We start from the raw sequence: 17,168 nt of genomic DNA on the forward strand, positions 1-17,168 counted from the left end.
AAAATGTCTGAGACTCCGATTGCAACAAACGCAGTTCACAATCTGGCCATTGATATCACTGCCGCAGCCGAACTGGGCGCGCAGGCAAGTGGTGCTGAGCTCGTCACAATTGAAACCACGGAATCAATGATCGGGCTTCCAAAGGAAGTGCCAGCCTTATTGACGCGCGGCAGCACACCGTCAATTTCGGGTGTTGATCATATTCTTGAAAAATATCGCGTCTTTCCAAGCCGCAAGCGCGGTGTCGCGCAAGTGCAGACTTTGGATGCATTGATTGATCTGACCAATCGCCACAAAACGGAAGACTCGGCAATATTTGCCAATCTTGATTGGACCAAGCCAAGCCTCACATCGATAATTGATTATCATCGCAATCTGTCGGGTGGAGATGCTGATAACTGCCAGCATCGTATCCATTATGAGTTTCCTTTGTCAGATGACTGGAAACTCTGGGTTAAGAATGACGGCGAGGTGATGAGCCAGCAGGATTTTGCCATCTTTTTGGAAGATCGCATTCCTGACCTTGCTTCACCGACGGAGGGTGAAATTGCGACCATTGAGCGTGATTTCAACACCACGGTGGCGCTGCCGTCGCAGCTGGTTAACCTGTCACGCAAAATGCAAGTCAATGTGTCTTCGCAGGTGAAGACAGAAACCAAGTTACAGTCTGGGGAAGGGCAGATTCAGTGGGAAGAAACCCACACAGGCGCTGACGGTCAGCCGGTCAAAGTGCCGGGCATATTCATTCTGTCCATCGCCCCATTCTTTATGGGAGAGAAAGTGCGCATTCCGGTGCGCCTGCGCTATCGCATGAGCAATCAGAAGGTTGTCTGGTTCTACAATATCTACCGTCCAGATTTGGTGATCACGCAGCAAGTTGAAGCGGATTTGCTGACGCTGACCAAGCAGACAGAGCTGCCTTCATTCGCTGGCAAGCCGGAGATCAGCTAATGTCGGCCACCAGTTTCACAATCGCGCGGGGAGCATTGCTCCCCGCCTTGAAGGCGGTCAACCGGGCCGTCGAAAAGCGCAACACGATTCCTATTCTTGGCAATGTGCTGATGAGTGCCGAGGATGACCGCCTTTGTGTAACCTGCACCAACCTTGACCTTGAAGTGCGCGCAAGCGCCGAAGCGCCGGGCATTGACGCGATCGCATCTTTCACGATGCCATCCGCATTGCTGCATGATGCTGTCAGCAAGTTTGCAGATGGTGCGAATGTTAAATTTGAGGGCGACGACGCACATGTGAATGTATCGGCTGGCCGATCGCGCTTTCGCCTGCAGGTGCTGCCGGCGTCTGACTTTCCAGAAATGTCAGCGGGAGATTTTACGCACCATTTCAGTTTAACGGGTGCGGATATGGCGGACGCTATTGCCAAAGTCAGCTTCGCAATTTCTACGGAGGAAACCCGTTATTATCTGAATGGAATTTACCTTCACAGAACAGATGATCATCTGGCCTTTGTCGCCACAGACGGCCATCGCCTGGCACTGGTCAAGCTTGCGCCGCCCGAAGGCAGCGAAGGTATGCCAGGCGTTATCATTCCTCGTGCGACAGTCAGCCTGCTCAGGCATCTTGCAAGCGCAGAGGGCGACGTAGCAATCAGCCTGTCGGCGCAAAAAATCCGCTTCGAAATGCCTGGTGGCATCGTGATCACGTCAAAGCTCATCGATGGCAATTATCCAGACTATCCAAGGGTTATTCCCGCGAACAATGACAAATCCTACATGGTTGAGCGCGAGGCTCTCACCGCTGCTCTGGGGCGCGTGATGACGCTTTCATCAGAGCGCGGGCGCGCCGTGAAGTTCTGCTTTAAGGCTGTGGAATTGCAGCTTGAAACAAACAACCCGGACCACGGCCAGGCACAGGATAGCATCAACATTACCGGCAGTGCGCCGGACGACTTCCAAATCGGGTTTAACGGCCGCTACTGCCTCGACATTCTTGAGGCGGTCGATTCCAAGGAACTGACCTTTGAACTCAGTGATCCCGGCTCACCCTGCAAAATCACGCCAACTGAAACCCCAGGCAGCGGCGAAAAGCCTCTTTTCGTGCTGATGCCAATGCGGGTGTGAGGTGAATTATGAAAAGGCCTGTTCCGTTCAAGCAAGCCGATGTGACACGAGCCATTAAGGGTGCCATTGCAGCTGGAATGAAAGTAGCAAGAGCAGAGATAGATCAGACCGGCAAGATCATCGTATTTTCACCGAGTGAAGATGCGTTGAAGCCCACAAATGAACTAGACAAGTGGTTGGCAGAGAATGCGCGTGCGTCTTAAAGGCATCAACAAATCGGTAAAGAAACTGGCGAACGGAGATGTCGTTACTTATTGGTATGCGTGGCGCGGCGGGCCGAAGCTGAAAGGCAAGCCGGGCGACGACGAGTTTATTAATTCGTATAACGAAGCGATTGCCACGAAGGTGAAGCCAAAAGCTGGTTCGCTTCAGTCAATTCTTAATGGCTTTCAGGAAACAACCATTTGGGACGATCTCGCACCACGCACCAAAAAAGACTATGTGAAACTCATTAAAGTCATTGAACAGAAATTCGGAAGTTTTCCGCTATCCGCTCTGGCAGATACACGAACCCGATCAGTTTTCATGCAGTGGCGTGATGAACGCGCAAAACAGTCGCGGCGGCAGGCAGACTATGGTTGGCAGGTCCTAGCACGCATTTTCTCATGGGCGCATGGCAATGGGCTGATCCTTGCTAATCCATGCGAGAAGGGCGGTCGCGTTTATCGCGGCACTCGCGCTGATAAAGTTTGGACGTTTGATGATGAGCAACTATTTTTGGAGAAGGCCCCACCTAATTTACATCTGGCTTTGATTTTAGCTCTGTGGACAGGGCAACGGCAAGGCGACTTACTAAGCCTGACGTGGCAGGCTTATGACGGGCAGCGTATTCGTTTGAGACAATCCAAAACCGGTTCACGTGTAATAATTCCCGTTGGCGCGCCTCTGAAGGCTGCGCTTGATTCAATCGCTGATAAATCAGGTCTAATATTGAAAACAATTGAAGGAGCCGCATGGACTGCCGATGGCTTCAGGTCATCGTGGAGGAAAGCATGCATAAAGGCCGGCATCACCGGAGTGACCTTCAACGACTTGCGCGGAACAGCTGTGACGCGGCTTGCACTGGCAGAATGTACAGAGGCGGAGATCGCAACAATCAGCGGACATAGCCTGCGTGATGTGCGTTCAATTCTTGATGCGCACTATCTGAACCGCGATCCGAAACTGGCCGAATCTGCAATCAGAAAGCTCGAAAGCAGAACTAACTTTGCAAACTGATGTGCAAACCGCTCGAAACTGTTCTAGTTTTATACTGGAGATTATCTAATGAAAACAAATGGCTGGGGAACCTGGATTCGAACCAGGACTAACGGAGTCAGAGTCCGTGGGTCTACCGTTAACCTATTCCCCAGCAGGGTTTGCTTGTCAGTCTTACTGATCTGAACAGCACTTTCGACAGAAGCGTGAAGCTTTGTTTGTCGACGGCCTCCATCTAGCGAACTCAAACGATGAGTGCAAGCCCTTCTTTTAAAAAAATGTGGTAAATTCAGTTATTTCTTTGTTGCTCCGGGGAGGCCTTGGTATTGCATCGGTAGCTGAAACGGATGGTAATAAAAAACGTATGGCCCGCCCCGTTGCAAGAGGATTTTACGGTGTGCTGATCAGTCTGCGTCAACGTATACGGTCTCATGAGCAAGCTCATGGCCAAGATGGACATCCGCACGTTCAGAGCCCCAATAAAGACCTCGGCAACAAGTGCCATTTTTTTAACCGGGCTTTCCAAACGCCGTTCGACTGTCAGGCCATCTTCACGATCCTTCCTGCAAACCTCGTTTGACTACGCGTTGATAGTGCGTAGCCGATCCGATTACACAGCTACAGGGTAACTGCGATCAAAGCCTGTTTCTTTGCGCAAGGCAGCCCACGCTATCCGCGCCAACTTATTTGCTAACGCCACAACCACAGCGTTACGGTGCACACCGCGCTCGATCATGGCTGTCAACCATCGCCCCAGAGGCGTGTCAGTTGTAGAAAGCGACGGTAATGCCGCGCGAGCGCCATGAATAAGCAGAGTGCGCAAATAGGTGTTGCCACGTTTCGATATCCCAAGCAGTCGGGGTTTACCGCCGGTGCTGTACTGTCTGGGGACCAATCCGAGCCAGGCACCCAGGTCGCGCGCTTTGGTGAAGCTGCTCGCATCACCCACCGCAGCGACCAGGGCCGTTGCGTTAAGCACACCAATACCGGGTATCGAGGTCAGTCTGCGCATAGCGGCATCACCGCGTGCCAGCTGGATAAACTCGGTATTCAAGGCTCCGATCTTCGCGTCGAGTTCCTTCCATTCCGCACGCAACTCGCCAACCAGCTGACACAGACGCGGCGACAATATCTCATTGCTCCCGGCAAGCATTCCATCCACGCAAAGCTCGAGTTTCCGTCTCCCAACCGGAAAGATCAGCCCGCGTTCCAGCAGAATTGCACGAAGCTGATTGATGAGGTTCGTTCGTTCGGCCACAAGCCGAGAACGCACCCGATGCAGCGTCTGGATGTCCAGCTGTTCCTGGCTCTTGAGGTTCACGAAACGCATGGTCGGTCGAGATGCAGCTTCGGCAATACCCTCAGCATCCCGATCGTCGTTTTTCTGGGCTTTGATATACGGACGAACGTATTCCGGTGACATCAACCGTATCTCATGACCGCGCGCCGCAAACAAACGGCCCAAATGATGGGCGCCACAGCATGCTTCCATTGCGACAACACAAGCCGGAAGTGTTGACACATAATCGATAAGTGTCTGACGACGCATCGTTCTGCGAGTAACCACCGCGCCAGTTGCATCGACGCCAACTACGCTGCAAGAGGTCTTGCCCAGATCAACTCCAAGGATCACAATAGACATTGGCTCGTTCCTTTCTTCTTTACACACGCCAGCATCCTAACAGACGCTGGGAAAGGGGCGGGCCATTCCATAAAGCCCGGCAGCAAAGATGCAAGCCGGGCAAAGGGGCAGGCTGGCCGAGAGGGGACCCGGCTGTGAAGGTGGCGCCTGCCAGATGTTCATTCAGCAGATATGGCGGGTTGCCTCCACGCGTAAGCGCGCATCTGCAAGCTTGGACAGAACGCGCGTCGGATCTTCTGCGCTGCGCGTATGAATCACTGTATAAATGTCTCCGCTCTGAAGCCCGATATCCTTGAGCAGATAATTATCGAGTTCGTTGAGGCGCATGACATGGCGCCGATTTCGGAAAGGCGTCCAGCGACGCAGAACCGACACAAACACGGATTTTACCATTTGCTTGAGCGCGGAGGCGTTTGCACTCGTTGCCGGTAACTGTGTCATCGTGGTCTTGCTGATCGCTGTCATTGCCGCTCTCCTTTAAGCGCGCGTCTTTAAAATATTGGTATCGTCAGGTCATTCGCTTTCGCGTCTCCATTCTCTGCGACGTCGGCTTTATCCAACAAGCCAATTGATTATTCCAACGAATGTTTTTAATGTAACAGTTCAATAATTATGATGGATGGTTCTGATGAGTGCGCCTTTGGATCTGGACCAATTGCAGACCTTCATTGCCATTGCCGACACAGGCAGTTTTACCAAGGCAGCAGATGCTGTCTTCAAAACGCAATCGGCTGTTTCCATGCAGATGCGCCGTCTTGAGGAGCGCATTGGAAAACCGCTTTTTGAGCGGGATGGCCGCATTAACAGGCTGACTGAAGATGGCGAGCGATTGCTGATCTATGCGCGCCGGATGTTGTTGCTCAATGGCGAAACCATTGCAGCTTTTGACGATACGCAACTCGAAGGCCATGTGCGTATCGGAACGCCGGATGATTATGCTGATCGGTTTTTGCCCGAAATCATGGCGCGCTTTGCGCGTTCAAATCCACGTGTCGAGCTTTCGGTGGTTTGTGAGCCGACCGTTAATCTCGATGAGATGATCCGCCGGGGAACGCTGGATATTGCGCTTGTGACGCAGTGTGATGACAAGCGCCGCTCTGAAGTTGTGCGAACAGAACCGCTTTTATGGGTAGCGTCGGCCAATCATGCCGTTCACGAAGAAGCGATGCTTCCGCTGGCTGTGGGGCGCCCAACATGCATCTGGCGTCATGCGGCAATCAGTCTTCTGGAGCAGGCAGAGCGCGATTATCGGATTATTATCACAAGCTGGTCTGCAACAGTTCTGGCTGCTGCGGTTTTATCAGGCCTGGCGGTTTCGGTTTTGCCGGAATGTGCACTGCGCCCGGGCATGCGTGTTCTGGGTGAAGCGGACGGTTTTGGCGCGCTGCCCGAATTTGGTATTGGCATTATGCGTGGTCATACCAAACAAAATGCGATTGTGGATGCGCTGGCGCAGCATATCATTGAAAGCCTTGATAATATTTCATCGCCTGCGCCGGTTGCGATGGCGTCTGCAGAAATAGCATCCTTTCCTTCTGTCCGGACACGCCGTGTGCGCAGCAATGAATTATTGCCGGGTTGGTGATGGTGCATAAGATGACGGGGTGGCGTCTTGCCCCGTTGACCAATGCACGTCCGCTGTTACCTATTGCAGAATGAGTATGGGTTCAGATTCGATACCGGGTGGCACCGCCTCCAATTTAGCGGAATATAGCGTTTCCGAGATTTCCGGCGCTTTGAAGCGCACGGTCGAGGATACGTTTTCGCATGTGCGTGTGCGCGGCGAAATTTCCGGCTATCGTGGACCGCATTCGTCAGGACACGCATATTTTGCACTTAAAGATGATCGTGCGCGGCTTGAGGCTGTGATCTGGCGCGGGTCCATGGGGCGTTTACGCTTCCGCCCCGAAGAGGGGATGGAAGTCATTGCCACGGGTAAACTGACGACCTATCCTGGTTCTTCTAAATATCAGATTGTCATTGAGCAGATGGAACCGGCGGGTGCAGGCGCGCTGATGGCGCTGCTTGAAGAACGCAAGCGCAGGCTGGCTGCGGAAGGCCTGTTTGATCCCGCAGCAAAGCAGCTTCTTCCATTCATGCCGCGGGTGATTGGTGTTGTCACATCGCCAACAGGTGCGGTTATCCGCGATATTATTCACCGCATTTCGGATCGTTATCCACTGCATGTCATTGTCTGGCCTGTGCGCGTGCAGGGTGAAACCAGTGGCGCGGAAGTGGCCGCAGCGGTGGAAGGTTTCAATGCACTGACCGAAGATGGCGCGATTGTGCGCCCTGATGTTCTGATTGTGGCGCGTGGCGGCGGCAGTCTTGAAGACCTCTGGGGCTTCAATGATGAAATCGTCGTTCGCGCAGTTGCCGCATCGCATATTCCTGTAATTTCGGCCGTTGGCCATGAAACGGACTGGACGCTGATCGATCTGGCTGCTGATGTGCGTGCGCCAACGCCGACAGGCGCTGCTGAAATGGCAGTGCCGGTCAAAGCCGATCTGGTTGCAACAGTTGCAACACAGTCTGCGCGGCTGGCGTCGGCCATGTCGCGTTTCATTGACCTGAAGCGTCAGGCCTATCGTGCGGCCGGTCGCGCGCTGCCATCTGCCGATCAGTTGCTGGCCTTGCCGCGGCGGCGGTTTGATGAGGCGGCGTCACGTCTGACACGCGGGCTTTTTGTGAACACGCAACAGAAACGCGTTCAGTTCGAGGGCCGTGCGCGTCAGTTGTCGCCACGTTTGCTGCAACGCGGGTTTGATGAGCAAAAGCGTCATTTGAAATTGCTTGCCCAGCGCTTGCCGCGTGCGTTGGAAGTCTTCCTGCGCGAAAGACGTGTTGCTTTTGCGCGGCGTGCCGAAAGACTGACGCCGGCGCCGCTGTTGCGCCGCGCAACGCTTGCAAAAAACACTGTCGAGCAGCTTGATCGCCGTCGAGATCAGGCGATCAGCCTGTTGATTGAGCGCACAAAACGCCGTGGGCAGGAACTGGAACGCCTGATGCGGACACTCTCTTATGAAAGCGTTCTGGATCGCGGTTTTGCGGTTGTTTTTGATGCGGATGGCAAGCCGGTCAAACAAGCGGCAAGTATTTCGGAAGGGGATGCTTTGTCGATCCGCTTCCGTGATGGCGATGTCTGTGCAACAGCGGGACATGGCCCTGAGATACCATCACCGAAAGGCGCGGCGCGAAAAACGTCTTCGTCTGGTTCTGGCGGGCAGGGCACGCTCTTTTAGCAACACATAGAGCGCAATTTCGCTGAGGTTGCAGATAAATGAGCACTCTTAAGGCTGACTTAAGTTTGGTTTTCTCTTTCGTTCGTTTAGCGAGCCAAATGGCTTAATTGGATGAAGCGAAAGAGTTTTTGAATGTCGCGTAACTTTCCCCATGGCCGTATAGTGACGAGCCGCCGCGCGTTTCTCATCGGTGCGAGTGCTGTTGCATTATCGGGCTGTGTTTCGACCGCGCAGCAGGCAAGCCAGGTCAAACCTGAACCTGCTCCGATACGCGCTGTGCCGCCCATGTATGAAGCGATGCCCTATGAGCAGTTTCCAATCCCTGCGGTGAATGTTGCCAAAGTCGATCCGAAATTCTGGCGGCAGGAAGTCGATTATCCGACCACTGAAAAGGTTGGCACCGTTATCGTCGATACGCCCAACAAATATCTTTATCATGTGCGCAGCAATGGCCGCGCCATGCGCTATGGCATAGGCGTTGGACGTGATGGGTTTTCATGGGCTGGCCGTGCGATTATCGCTTATAAGCGGCAGTGGCCGCGCTGGACACCACCGGATGAAATGGTAGCGCGCCAGCCTGCGCTGGAACCTTACAGCATCGCCAATGGTGGTATGCCGCCCGGTTTGAAAAATCCGCTCGGCGCACGCGCTCTCTATATTCATAAAGACGGACGTGACACGATCTATCGTATTCATGGATCGCCTGAAGAATGGAGCATTGGTAAGGCAGTGTCGTCTGGCTGTATCCGCTTGCTCAATCAGGATGTCATCGATCTCTATAACAATGTGCGCGATGGCAGCACGATTGTGGTCATTCCTGATCCGAGTAAGGGAACGCAGGTTTCGGCTTAACGAGCAAAAGGCGCGGACTTCCGCGCCTTTTGCTTATTTGAAGTGAGGCTAGCGCATTCCGAAAAGTGCGAAGCGGTTTTCGGAATGCGCTTTAAATACCTGTTTCCTTGCAGACGACCACACGCCAGCCATCGGGATCTTCATAGGTGAAACTGCGGTTGAGCCAGTAAGGATTTTCTGGCTCCACAGGCGCATAGCCTCCGCCCTGCATCCGTTTGTTCAAACGGTCATAAGCCGCCTCGTCGGTTATATAGATCACCAGCAGATTATCTTCCGACGGAGCCCGGCAAGGACTGCCTGCTTCATGTTCTGTGAATTCAAGATGTACACTCTTTCCGGGCAGGCCCAGCATGATACCGTTATATCCGTCGTGGGCTTCAAAGGCACCAAGTTGCGGCAGCCCAAGGCCATCACGATAGAAAGCGATGACTTCATTAAATTTATCCGTTGGCCGGGCAAAGCGAACTTGAACAGGGGTAGCCCCTTCGCCAAGAGTGAGTGATTGTTGGGTGGATTGAGTATTCATTTTGCGTTCCTTTGGTTTTAGTTCTGTCCGGATGCGGTCAGTGCCTGCATTCCGCGCCATAGGGATGGCGCCTGCATGACGATGACACCAATGGCGACGAGTAGGACGCCGATCAGACGGGATGGCGTGATTTCTCTTGATACAAATCCCATGATGCCGAAATAATCGATCAGCACAGAGGCGATGAGTTGTCCGGCGATAACTGCAGTCATGAAACCGGCTGCACCAAGTTTTGGGGCAAATAGAATGGCGGCGGTAATGTAGAGCACACCGGCAATGCCGCCGATCCATATCCACTTCGGTTGTCCTACGAGACCACTGAAAGTGGGGAGTGACACTTTCATCGCCAGTAAGACGGGCAACACACAGATGATGCTGACAATCAATGAAACAATCGTTGCCCAAAGCGGATGACCGAGCGCACGTCCTAAAGCTGCGTTGGCACCTGCCTGAAACGGTACAACCGCACCTGCGATAAGGGCGGCGATTAAAAATGTGAGTGATCCCTGAGCCTGCATGAAGATAGCCTTTTCTGTATTCATCTGGCTCAAATCTAGATATAAACGAACTGAATTTGAAATTCAGATTGCAGAGTTTATTATGCACAAGATGAATAATCTGCGCGGTGTCGATTTGAACCTGCTTGTGGTTCTGGATGCACTTCTGACAGAGCGCCATGTCTCGCGCGCAGCGGTACGGTTGAATATGAGTCAGCCAGCCGTCAGCCATGCGCTGGCCCGTTTGCGAGAGCTGTTCGATGATCCGCTTCTCATTCGCCAGGGGGCAGGTTTTTCTCCGACCATCAAGGCAATGGAGATAACGAAGCCGCTTGCGCAGGTTCTGTCAGGGATACGCAGTGTTCTTGGTCCGCAGGGTTTTGATCCTATAACCACGCAGCATCGTTTTCATCTAGCCATGTCCGATTATGGCGGTAGCATTTTGCTGCCTGAACTGGTGAGGGATTTACGCCGGACAGCATCGGGGGTTGATCTGGTGGTCAGCCAGTTTAGCCGTGAAAGCATGGTCGCGCGCATTCTGGATGGTGAGATTGATCTGGGGTTTGGTGTGTTCCCACATTTGCCGGCTCAGATTGCGGCAGATGTCATCATGCAGGACGAATATGTCTGTTTGCTTGACCGCCGAAGCATCGAGGGGCGGGTATTGGATGTTGAAACATATTTGGAGCGACCGCATGCGCTTGTTGCGGTGCGCGGTGATGCGCCGACGGAAATTGAGGAAAGCTTGAAAAGTGCCGGATATACGCGGCATGTCGCAGTGGTTGTTCCGCATTGGGGCGTTGCGCCACAGCTGATTTCCGGTACAGACCTCATTTTGACCATTGCGCGTGGCGGGTTGAAGAATCTTCCGAAGGATAGCAATCTGGCCGTCCTGCCTGTGCCCGTGGCGTTGCCACCGATACCGTTTGTGCAGATATGGCATAAGCGCCGGGAAAGTGACCCGGCGCACCGCTGGCTACGGTCGAAGATAAGCGCGAGCGTCTTTAGCGTTTAATAAGCGTATTCGAGGAAGATCGGCTCGACCGATCCTGCCCAGACACTGTTATAGGCTTTGAGCATCCGCTCCGCATCGGTGATGCCTGCGGCAACGATTTCTTCGAGTGGTGCGAGGAAATGCGTCTCATCAAAGCCATCGCCATTAAGCTGCTTGCGGTTGAGCAGGCCAAGGCGCGATATTTCCAGCGTCTTGCGTGCAATCTGCGCAACAGGCTTGCCGCGGAACGAAGCATTGAGTGCCCTTGCAGGTACATCATTGCGCAGCGCCAGCACCTCTTCATAGGTCCAGTCTTTGGTCAGATCTTCTGCGGCACTGAGCGCTTCCTCATCATAAAGCAGACCAACCCAATAAGCGGGCAGGGCGCAGATACGGCGCCATGGGCCACCATCGGCTCCGCGCATTTCGAGGAAGCGTTTCAGACGCACTTCCGGGAACAGGGTCGAGAGATGGTTGGTCCAGTCGCCCATATTCGGCACCGGATCGCTGACTTCACCCTTTAATGCACCATTCATGAACTGGCGGAAGGTGACGTGCGTGCAGTCGTGATAATGGCCATCACGCAGGATAAAATACATCGGGATATCGAGCGCCCATTCGACATAGTCGATGAAACCGAAGTTTTGGGAGAAGACAAACGGCAACACGCCCGAGCGCTGATTGTCGGTATCGCGCCAGATGTTGGAGCGCCACGACAGAAGGCCATTTGGCTTGCCTTCCGTGAAGGGCGAGCTTGCAAACAGGGCCGTTGCAATCGATTGGAGCTTCATCGAAACCTGCATCTTGCGACGCATGTCGGACTCGGAACTGAAATCGAGATTCACCTGAATGGTCGACGTGCGATACATCATGTCCAGCCCTTCATGGCCGACCTTCGGCATGTAGTTGGTCATGATGTTATAACGTGACTTTGGCATGACAGGCGTTTCGGCCAATGTCCATTTTGGGCTGCCGCCGAGGCCAAGGAATCGAATGCCAAGTGGTTCCGCAATCTCGCGCACCTGCGAAAGATGAGCATTCACTTCACGGCACGTCTGGTGGATAGAGGAAAGCGGCGCGCCAGACAGTTCAAATTGGCCACCCGGTTCGAGCGAAATAGCACCCTGTCCCGTTGGCTCAACGAGACCGATAATATTGCCTTCGTCGATAATCGGCTCCCAGCCAAGCTTGGCTTTCATGCCTTCGAGAATGGCTTTAATGCCACTTGGCCCTTCATAAGGAACGGGGCTGTTGTTCGCGACGTAGAAAGGAAATTTCTCGTGCTCGGTGCCGATGCGCCATGCATCCTTGGGCTTGGCTCCCTCAGCAAGATAGGCTGCGAGTTCTTCAACACCGGTTAGTGCTGTTTCATCGGTCGTGTCGCGCGCCATTCATATTATCCCTAGACGAATTTTTCTTTGTCAGCGTGATTGGACAAATTTGTCAAATCGCGCAAGTCAATTTCATTGATGATTGGATTTTCTTGCATTCATATTCATGTTTTCCAGTCACCCAGCACTGCCTGCACAAGGGTAAGCGCTGCGACAGCCGCTGTATCGGCACGCAAAATGCGCGGTCCCAATGGTATCGCTGTCACAAAAGGCAGGCTGCGCAATTGCTGACGTTCACTTTCCGAAAATCCCCCTTCAGGCCCGATCAGCACCGCATAGGCGGCTGGCTCAAGACTGCTTAGAATGGTCAGAGGGTCGTCCGTTTCATAGCCTTCATCGCAAAAGATAAGGCGGCGCGATGCATCCCACTGCTCAAGCAAGCGGTCAAAGCGGATCGCATCGCGGCATTCGGGTATCGCGAGAACGCCGCACTGTTCGGCAGCCTCAATGGCATTGGCCCTGATGCGGTCCGTGCCCAGCTTAGGCACCTGCGTATGCTGTGTAATCACAGGCTGCAAAACGCCTGCTCCCATCTCCACGGCCTTCTGCACCATATAGTCGAGCCGCCCTTGTTTCAGCGGTGCGAAACAATAAACGAGGTCACAAGGCGCGGGCTGTGGGCGAGTCTGCTCGACCGCTTCAAGAAACAACCGCTTCTTGCCTTCTGGGCGCAGGCGCATTTTCCACTCGCCGTCCTGCCCGTTAAAGGCGAGAATTTCGTCGCCGTCCTTTAATCGCAAAACATGAGTCAGATAATGGGCGGCCTGCGTTGGAGCTTCCACGTGAGCACCATCGCCAAGGCTGGCTTCGAGATAAAGTCTTTGCATTTTATAATTCGCGCGCATGATCGCATCGATGACAGAGGGCAGGGGCAATGGTCAAGCGATTTGGTTGCCGCACAGCACGGGCAACAGTTGCGTACACAATGAGTTGATCCTAACAAAAAACCATTGGAATTGAATAAGATTGCATCCATATAGATATGAACCTATCGATTTGAATGGAATGTAAGTTATGAAACAGGCCTGGGTCGAATTCGCACCGTTGCTGTCAGCAAATGCGCGCGCATGGCGAAAAGCTTTTGACGGGGCGATGTCAGAGCACGGTCTGTCGGATGCAAAAGCCATCCCGCTTATGACGCTCCTGCGCCATGGCGATTGCGTTCCGCAAGGCGTGCTTGCCGAGCGTGTCGGCATTGAAGGCGCCACAATCGTTCGTGTTGTCGATGAGTTGGAAAAAGAAAATCTTATCCGTCGTATTGCCGATGAGAATGACCGCCGCGTCAAGCTCATTGAGTTGACGGATGAAGGCCGAGCACTTGCTGCAAAGGTTGAAAAAGCGGCAACGAGATTGCGCACGGCATTTCTTGGTGATCTCGACCCCGATGCCGTGGATGTTGCGTTGGATGTGCTGCGCAAGCTTCACGATAAATTCCAGAGCCAGCCATCCTGAGCAAACTTAATGAACAAGCATTTGTAAAACTGATGATCAAGCCCGCTGAAACATTGCCACGATTTTGGGACGTTGTCTTCTCGCTGAAGACCTTTGCTGCGGCCATGCTCGCGCTGTGGATTGCGCTGCTGGCCGATTTGCCAAATCCTTATTGGTCGGTGGCTGCTGTCTATATTGTTGCGCATCCGCTTTCAGGTGCAACGACATCCAAGGGCTTTTATCGCCTGATCGGCACGATCATCGGTGGTGCGGTTACCATCCTGTTTGTCCCGCATCTGGTCAATTCTCCAGAACTCCTCACTTTAGCCATCGGTCTTTGGATGGGGCTTTGTCTGGCAATCAGCCTGCTTGACGGCACGCCGCGCAGCTATCTGTTTATGCTGGCGGGGTATACCGTCGCCATTGCAAGCTTTGCCGTCGTATCGGCCCCTGAAACCACTTTCAATTATGCGGTGGGCCGTGTTGAAGAAATTGCCATCGGCATCATATGCGCTGCGGTGGTCAATCGTCTGGTGTTTCCACGTCATAGCGGCCCGGTTCTTGTTGCGCGTATTGATAACTGGCTGCGCGATGGTTCAAAGCTTGCCGTTGCAGCGTTGCGGGGCAATGGCGATAGTCCCGAATTTCTGCGTGACCGTCAGCGGTTGGCGGCAGATGCTTTGGAGCTGCGCAATCTGACCACGCATGTGGCTTATGACACATCGTCTATCCGCGATGTTGCAAGGCTTCTGCATGTGCTGCAGCAGCGTATGGTCGCCGTTCTGCCGATCATTTCGAGCTTGCACGATGTGCTGCTTTTCAAGCCTGGTGAAGGACAAAAGCCTTGGCATCCGGCAGTGCAGAAATTGCTCGATGAAACCTGCAGCTGGATTGAAAGCGGAGAGAATTTAACCGAGCAGCGCCGTGCGGTTTTGTTGGGCTATATCGATGAAATTGAACGCTTTGGTAAGGACGCCTGCACATGGAATGAGCTCTTGCCATTTAATGTTGCAGCACGCGTGAGAGATCTGGTTCAGATATGGAGCGACTGTATTACACTGCGTCAGGATATTTTTTCCGGTTCCCGACATGCGCTTCGGTGGCGTCGTTATGATGCACATCTGAAAACCCGCCCGCAGCACAGAGATTATGGGATAGCCTTTCTTTCGGGCTTTGGTGCTTTCGTCTCGACCTGTGTTGCAACCGCATTTTGGATTGCAACGGGTTGGTCGCAGGGCAGTGCGGCTGCGATGATGGCGGGTATCTTCTGCTGTATTTTTGCAGCGATGGATGATCCCGTCCCGGTTATGCGCAAGTTTGGCCAATTGTTGATGATCGTAATTGTTGCGGCCTTTGTTTTTGAGTTCGCACTGCTGCCATTGGTCGACAGTTTCTTGCCGCTTATGCTCGTGCTGGGCCTATTTCTGATCCCTGCCGGATTGCTTCTGGCAATACCGTCGCAATTCATGCTCGGCATGGTGCTGTGCATAAATCTGCCGATGCTGCTGATGCTGCAAGGCCGTCTCACGCATGATTTCGTAAGCTTTGCCAACGCAAACCTGGCAACGGTCGTTGGTATTGTCATTGCAGCGGTCGTTACCTCAATTGTTCGTTCGGTAGGGGCTGAATGGACAGTGCAGCGCCTCGTCAAGGCAGGCTGGAATGATCTTGTTCTTGCAACTGAACGTAAGCCGGGTCGCCATCGCCGTCAGCGTATGAACGGCTTGCTGCTCAGAATGATTGATCGCATCGGCATGATGACGCCAAGGCTTGCACTGATCCCGTCAGCCGACATTGCCAAGGTCGATCTGCTGCGCGATCTGCGTAACGGCATGAATACGATCGATCTTCAGCAATATCGGGCGAAGATGCCTGAAGCTTGCCGTGAAGCGGTCGACAGGGTGCTCGACGGCGTCGGTGCTCACTATCGCGCGCTTCTGCGCAACAGGAAAGCTGAAACGCGTCTCGATATTGACGAGCGGCTTCTTGCGGCTATCGACGACGCTATCGCCGTGATCATCGATCATGGATCGCCTGCAATCGCCAAACGGCCACGTCTGGCGCTGGTCGCCCTGCGCTTCAACCTCTTTCCCAAGGCACCGCCTTTCCAGTTGCCACCACAGCCGCAACTGGAACTGCCGGATGCTGCATGAGACATGTTCAGAGAATGGAAATTTTAGAGTCATGAGACCGGAATTCGACATCTATGGCATCTATCTGCCGAGCCTCGCGGTTCTGGCACTGGGCGCCTATTTTGCCAATTCGCTGATGCAGCGCTTGCTGGCGCGCGTCCGCTTCTATCGTTTTGTGTGGCACAGGCCCCTGTTTGATGCCGCCATGTACTTCTGCATTCTCGGCGTGAGCGCCGTTGTTCTGAATGGAATACCGCTATGAAACAGCTTTTTGCACATTCCGGTCGGGTCTTTCTTACCCTCGTCATGGTCACAGTAGCAGGGCTGCTTGGCTGGCATCTTTGGGATTATTACATGAATGCACCATGGACCCGCGACGGTAAAATTCGCGCTGATGTTGTGCGCATTGCGCCCGATGTTGCGGGTCTTGTGAGCGAAGTTCTGGTGCATGACAATCAGAACGTCAAAAAGGGTGATGTGATTTTCCGTATTGATCAGGCTCGCTACAAGCTGGCGCTGCAATTGGCAGACGCAAAGCTTGCCAGCAGCAAGGCAGCGCTTGATATGGCCAATCGGGATCTCTCCCGGTATAGCAAGCTTAACGACACCACCGTCACGCAGCAAAAGATGGAGCAGATCGAGACGGCGACACAGCAGGCCGAAGCCGCTTATCGTCAGGCCGAGCTTGATCGGGATCTTGCTTCTCTCAATCTGGAACGGTCGTCTGTCCGGGCACCGGTGAATGGCGTGATCACCAATTTTTCGCTCCAGCCGGGTGATTACGTCACCACCGGTTCCGCCGTCACAGCACTGGTCGACACGGACTCATATTATGTGTCGGGTTATTTTGAAGAAAACAAGCTTGAGCGTATCAAGGTTGGGGACCCGGTTGTGATCGATGTGATGGGTAGCCAAGTGCAGCTTAAGGGCAGGGTTGAAGGCATTGCTGGCGGTATCGAAGATCGTGAGCGTACCGATTCTACAAGTTTGCTTGCCAATGTTTCGCCGACATTCAACTGGGTTCGTCTAGCGCAGCGCGTGCCCGTGCGGGTGAAGATTGAGGATGTGCCGCAGAACGTTCATCTGGTTGCGGGCCGCACGGTCAGCGTTTCGGTAATTAACTGAAAACGCCTATTGCGAGAAAGAAAGCCCGGCTGTTGTCCGGGCTTTTTTCATGTTAGCAACT

At 53.5% G+C, this 17,168-nt stretch carries 18 protein-coding genes and 1 tRNA gene; 12 read left to right on the forward strand and 7 right to left on the reverse strand.

Translation table 11 applies throughout. The annotated features are described in order from the left end of the window. Positions 1-3 precede the first annotated feature (3 nt). Genes OPR82_RS16560 through OPR82_RS16575 form a run of 4 tightly spaced genes read left to right on the forward strand, consistent with a single transcriptional unit; the run spans position 4 to position 3,296 of the window. A complete protein-coding gene (locus tag OPR82_RS16560) occupies positions 4-951 on the forward strand; it encodes a DUF2303 family protein (protein ID WP_265986080.1) in 948 nt (315 codons plus the stop codon). After that, positions 951-2,078, forward strand: coding sequence for a DNA polymerase III subunit beta (dnaN, locus tag OPR82_RS16565; RefSeq protein ID WP_265986081.1), 1,128 nt, complete (start codon positions 951-953; stop codon positions 2,076-2,078). The genes OPR82_RS16560 and dnaN overlap by 1 nt, the downstream gene beginning before the upstream one ends. Positions 2,079-2,086: 8 nt before the next feature. Then, positions 2,087-2,281 carry a hypothetical protein gene (locus OPR82_RS16570; RefSeq protein WP_265986082.1) on the forward strand — a complete coding sequence of 65 codons (195 nt, stop codon included), beginning with the start codon at positions 2,087-2,089 and terminating at the stop codon, positions 2,279-2,281. Beyond that, positions 2,265-3,296 carry a tyrosine-type recombinase/integrase gene (locus OPR82_RS16575; protein WP_265986083.1) on the forward strand — a complete coding sequence of 344 codons (1,032 nt, stop codon included), beginning with the start codon at positions 2,265-2,267 and terminating at the stop codon, positions 3,294-3,296. Before OPR82_RS16570 ends, OPR82_RS16575 begins: the two co-directional genes overlap by 17 nt. 59 nt (positions 3,297-3,355) lie before the next feature. Here OPR82_RS16575 and OPR82_RS16580 read toward each other — a convergent pair. From OPR82_RS16580 to OPR82_RS16590, 3 genes are all read right to left on the reverse strand, one after another. Further along, positions 3,356-3,429 (reverse strand) — tRNA-Gln (locus OPR82_RS16580). Between the two features lie 456 nt (positions 3,430-3,885). Next, positions 3,886-4,917 carry an IS110 family RNA-guided transposase gene (locus OPR82_RS16585; protein WP_265986084.1) on the reverse strand — a complete coding sequence of 344 codons (1,032 nt, stop codon included), beginning with the start codon at positions 4,915-4,917 and terminating at the stop codon, positions 3,886-3,888. A 162-nt stretch (positions 4,918-5,079) separates the two neighbouring features. Next, the gene (locus OPR82_RS16590) at positions 5,080-5,382 is read right to left on the reverse strand and encodes a DUF1127 domain-containing protein (RefSeq protein WP_265986085.1); all 303 of its coding nucleotides are present in this window, start codon (positions 5,380-5,382) and stop codon (positions 5,080-5,082) included. A 163-nt stretch (positions 5,383-5,545) separates the two neighbouring features. On the opposite strand from OPR82_RS16590, the gene OPR82_RS16595 reads away from it, so the two are divergent. The 3 genes from OPR82_RS16595 to OPR82_RS16605 all read left to right on the forward strand — a co-directional run bounded on the left by OPR82_RS16595 (position 5,546) and on the right by OPR82_RS16605 (position 9,011). Continuing rightward, positions 5,546-6,502, forward strand: coding sequence for a LysR substrate-binding domain-containing protein (locus tag OPR82_RS16595; RefSeq protein WP_265986086.1), 957 nt, complete (start codon positions 5,546-5,548; stop codon positions 6,500-6,502). 76 nt (positions 6,503-6,578) lie between these two features. Then, positions 6,579-8,159, forward strand: coding sequence for an exodeoxyribonuclease VII large subunit (gene xseA, locus OPR82_RS16600; protein WP_265986087.1), 1,581 nt, complete (start codon positions 6,579-6,581; stop codon positions 8,157-8,159). A gap of 132 nt (positions 8,160-8,291) precedes the next feature. After that, positions 8,292-9,011 carry a L,D-transpeptidase gene (locus tag OPR82_RS16605; RefSeq protein WP_265986088.1) on the forward strand — a complete coding sequence of 240 codons (720 nt, stop codon included), beginning with the start codon at positions 8,292-8,294 and terminating at the stop codon, positions 9,009-9,011. A 91-nt stretch (positions 9,012-9,102) separates the two neighbouring features. Here OPR82_RS16605 and OPR82_RS16610 read toward each other — a convergent pair whose 3' ends face one another. After that, positions 9,103-9,537 carry a VOC family protein gene (locus tag OPR82_RS16610; RefSeq protein WP_265986089.1) on the reverse strand — a complete coding sequence of 145 codons (435 nt, stop codon included), beginning with the start codon at positions 9,535-9,537 and terminating at the stop codon, positions 9,103-9,105. Between the two features lie 17 nt (positions 9,538-9,554). Next, on the reverse strand, positions 9,555-10,079 hold the full coding sequence (locus OPR82_RS16615) for a DMT family transporter (RefSeq protein WP_265986090.1): 525 nt from the start codon (positions 10,077-10,079) through the stop codon (positions 9,555-9,557). Positions 10,080-10,137: 58 nt separating this feature from the next. On the opposite strand from OPR82_RS16615, the gene OPR82_RS16620 reads away from it, so the two are divergent. Continuing rightward, positions 10,138-11,049, forward strand: a complete 912-nt coding sequence (locus OPR82_RS16620) for a LysR family transcriptional regulator (RefSeq protein ID WP_265986091.1) — start codon at positions 10,138-10,140, stop codon at positions 11,047-11,049. On the opposite strand, the gene OPR82_RS16625 is transcribed toward OPR82_RS16620, so the two are convergent. Then, positions 11,046-12,419: a glutamate--cysteine ligase gene (locus OPR82_RS16625; RefSeq protein ID WP_265986092.1), complete on the reverse strand. Its 1,374-nt coding sequence runs from the start codon at positions 12,417-12,419 to the stop codon at positions 11,046-11,048. The genes OPR82_RS16620 and OPR82_RS16625 overlap by 4 nt on opposite strands. Before the next feature lie 104 nt (positions 12,420-12,523). Beyond that, positions 12,524-13,264 carry a 16S rRNA (uracil(1498)-N(3))-methyltransferase gene (locus tag OPR82_RS16630; RefSeq protein WP_323054563.1) on the reverse strand — a complete coding sequence of 247 codons (741 nt, stop codon included), beginning with the start codon at positions 13,262-13,264 and terminating at the stop codon, positions 12,524-12,526. Between the two features lie 169 nt (positions 13,265-13,433). Here OPR82_RS16630 and OPR82_RS16635 point away from each other — a divergent pair, with 169 nt between their 5' ends. Genes OPR82_RS16635 through OPR82_RS16650 form a run of 4 tightly spaced genes read left to right on the forward strand, consistent with a single transcriptional unit; the run spans position 13,434 to position 17,107 of the window. Continuing rightward, on the forward strand, positions 13,434-13,871 hold the full coding sequence (locus OPR82_RS16635) for a MarR family winged helix-turn-helix transcriptional regulator (RefSeq protein WP_265986094.1): 438 nt from the start codon (positions 13,434-13,436) through the stop codon (positions 13,869-13,871). Positions 13,872-13,903: 32 nt separating this feature from the next. Continuing rightward, positions 13,904-16,003 carry an FUSC family protein gene (locus OPR82_RS16640; protein WP_265986095.1) on the forward strand — a complete coding sequence of 700 codons (2,100 nt, stop codon included), beginning with the start codon at positions 13,904-13,906 and terminating at the stop codon, positions 16,001-16,003. Between the two features lie 31 nt (positions 16,004-16,034). After that, entirely contained in the window at positions 16,035-16,244 is a 210-nt protein-coding gene (locus OPR82_RS16645) for a DUF1656 domain-containing protein (RefSeq protein WP_265986096.1), read from the forward strand. Then, entirely contained in the window at positions 16,241-17,107 is an 867-nt protein-coding gene (locus OPR82_RS16650; RefSeq protein WP_265986097.1) for an efflux RND transporter periplasmic adaptor subunit, read from the forward strand. Before OPR82_RS16645 ends, OPR82_RS16650 begins: the two co-directional genes overlap by 4 nt. The last annotated feature ends 61 nt before the right edge of the window (positions 17,108-17,168 follow it).

The organism is Ochrobactrum chromiisoli (assembly GCF_026241335.1).
Classification (GTDB): Bacteria; Pseudomonadota; Alphaproteobacteria; order Rhizobiales; family Rhizobiaceae; genus Brucella; species Brucella chromiisoli.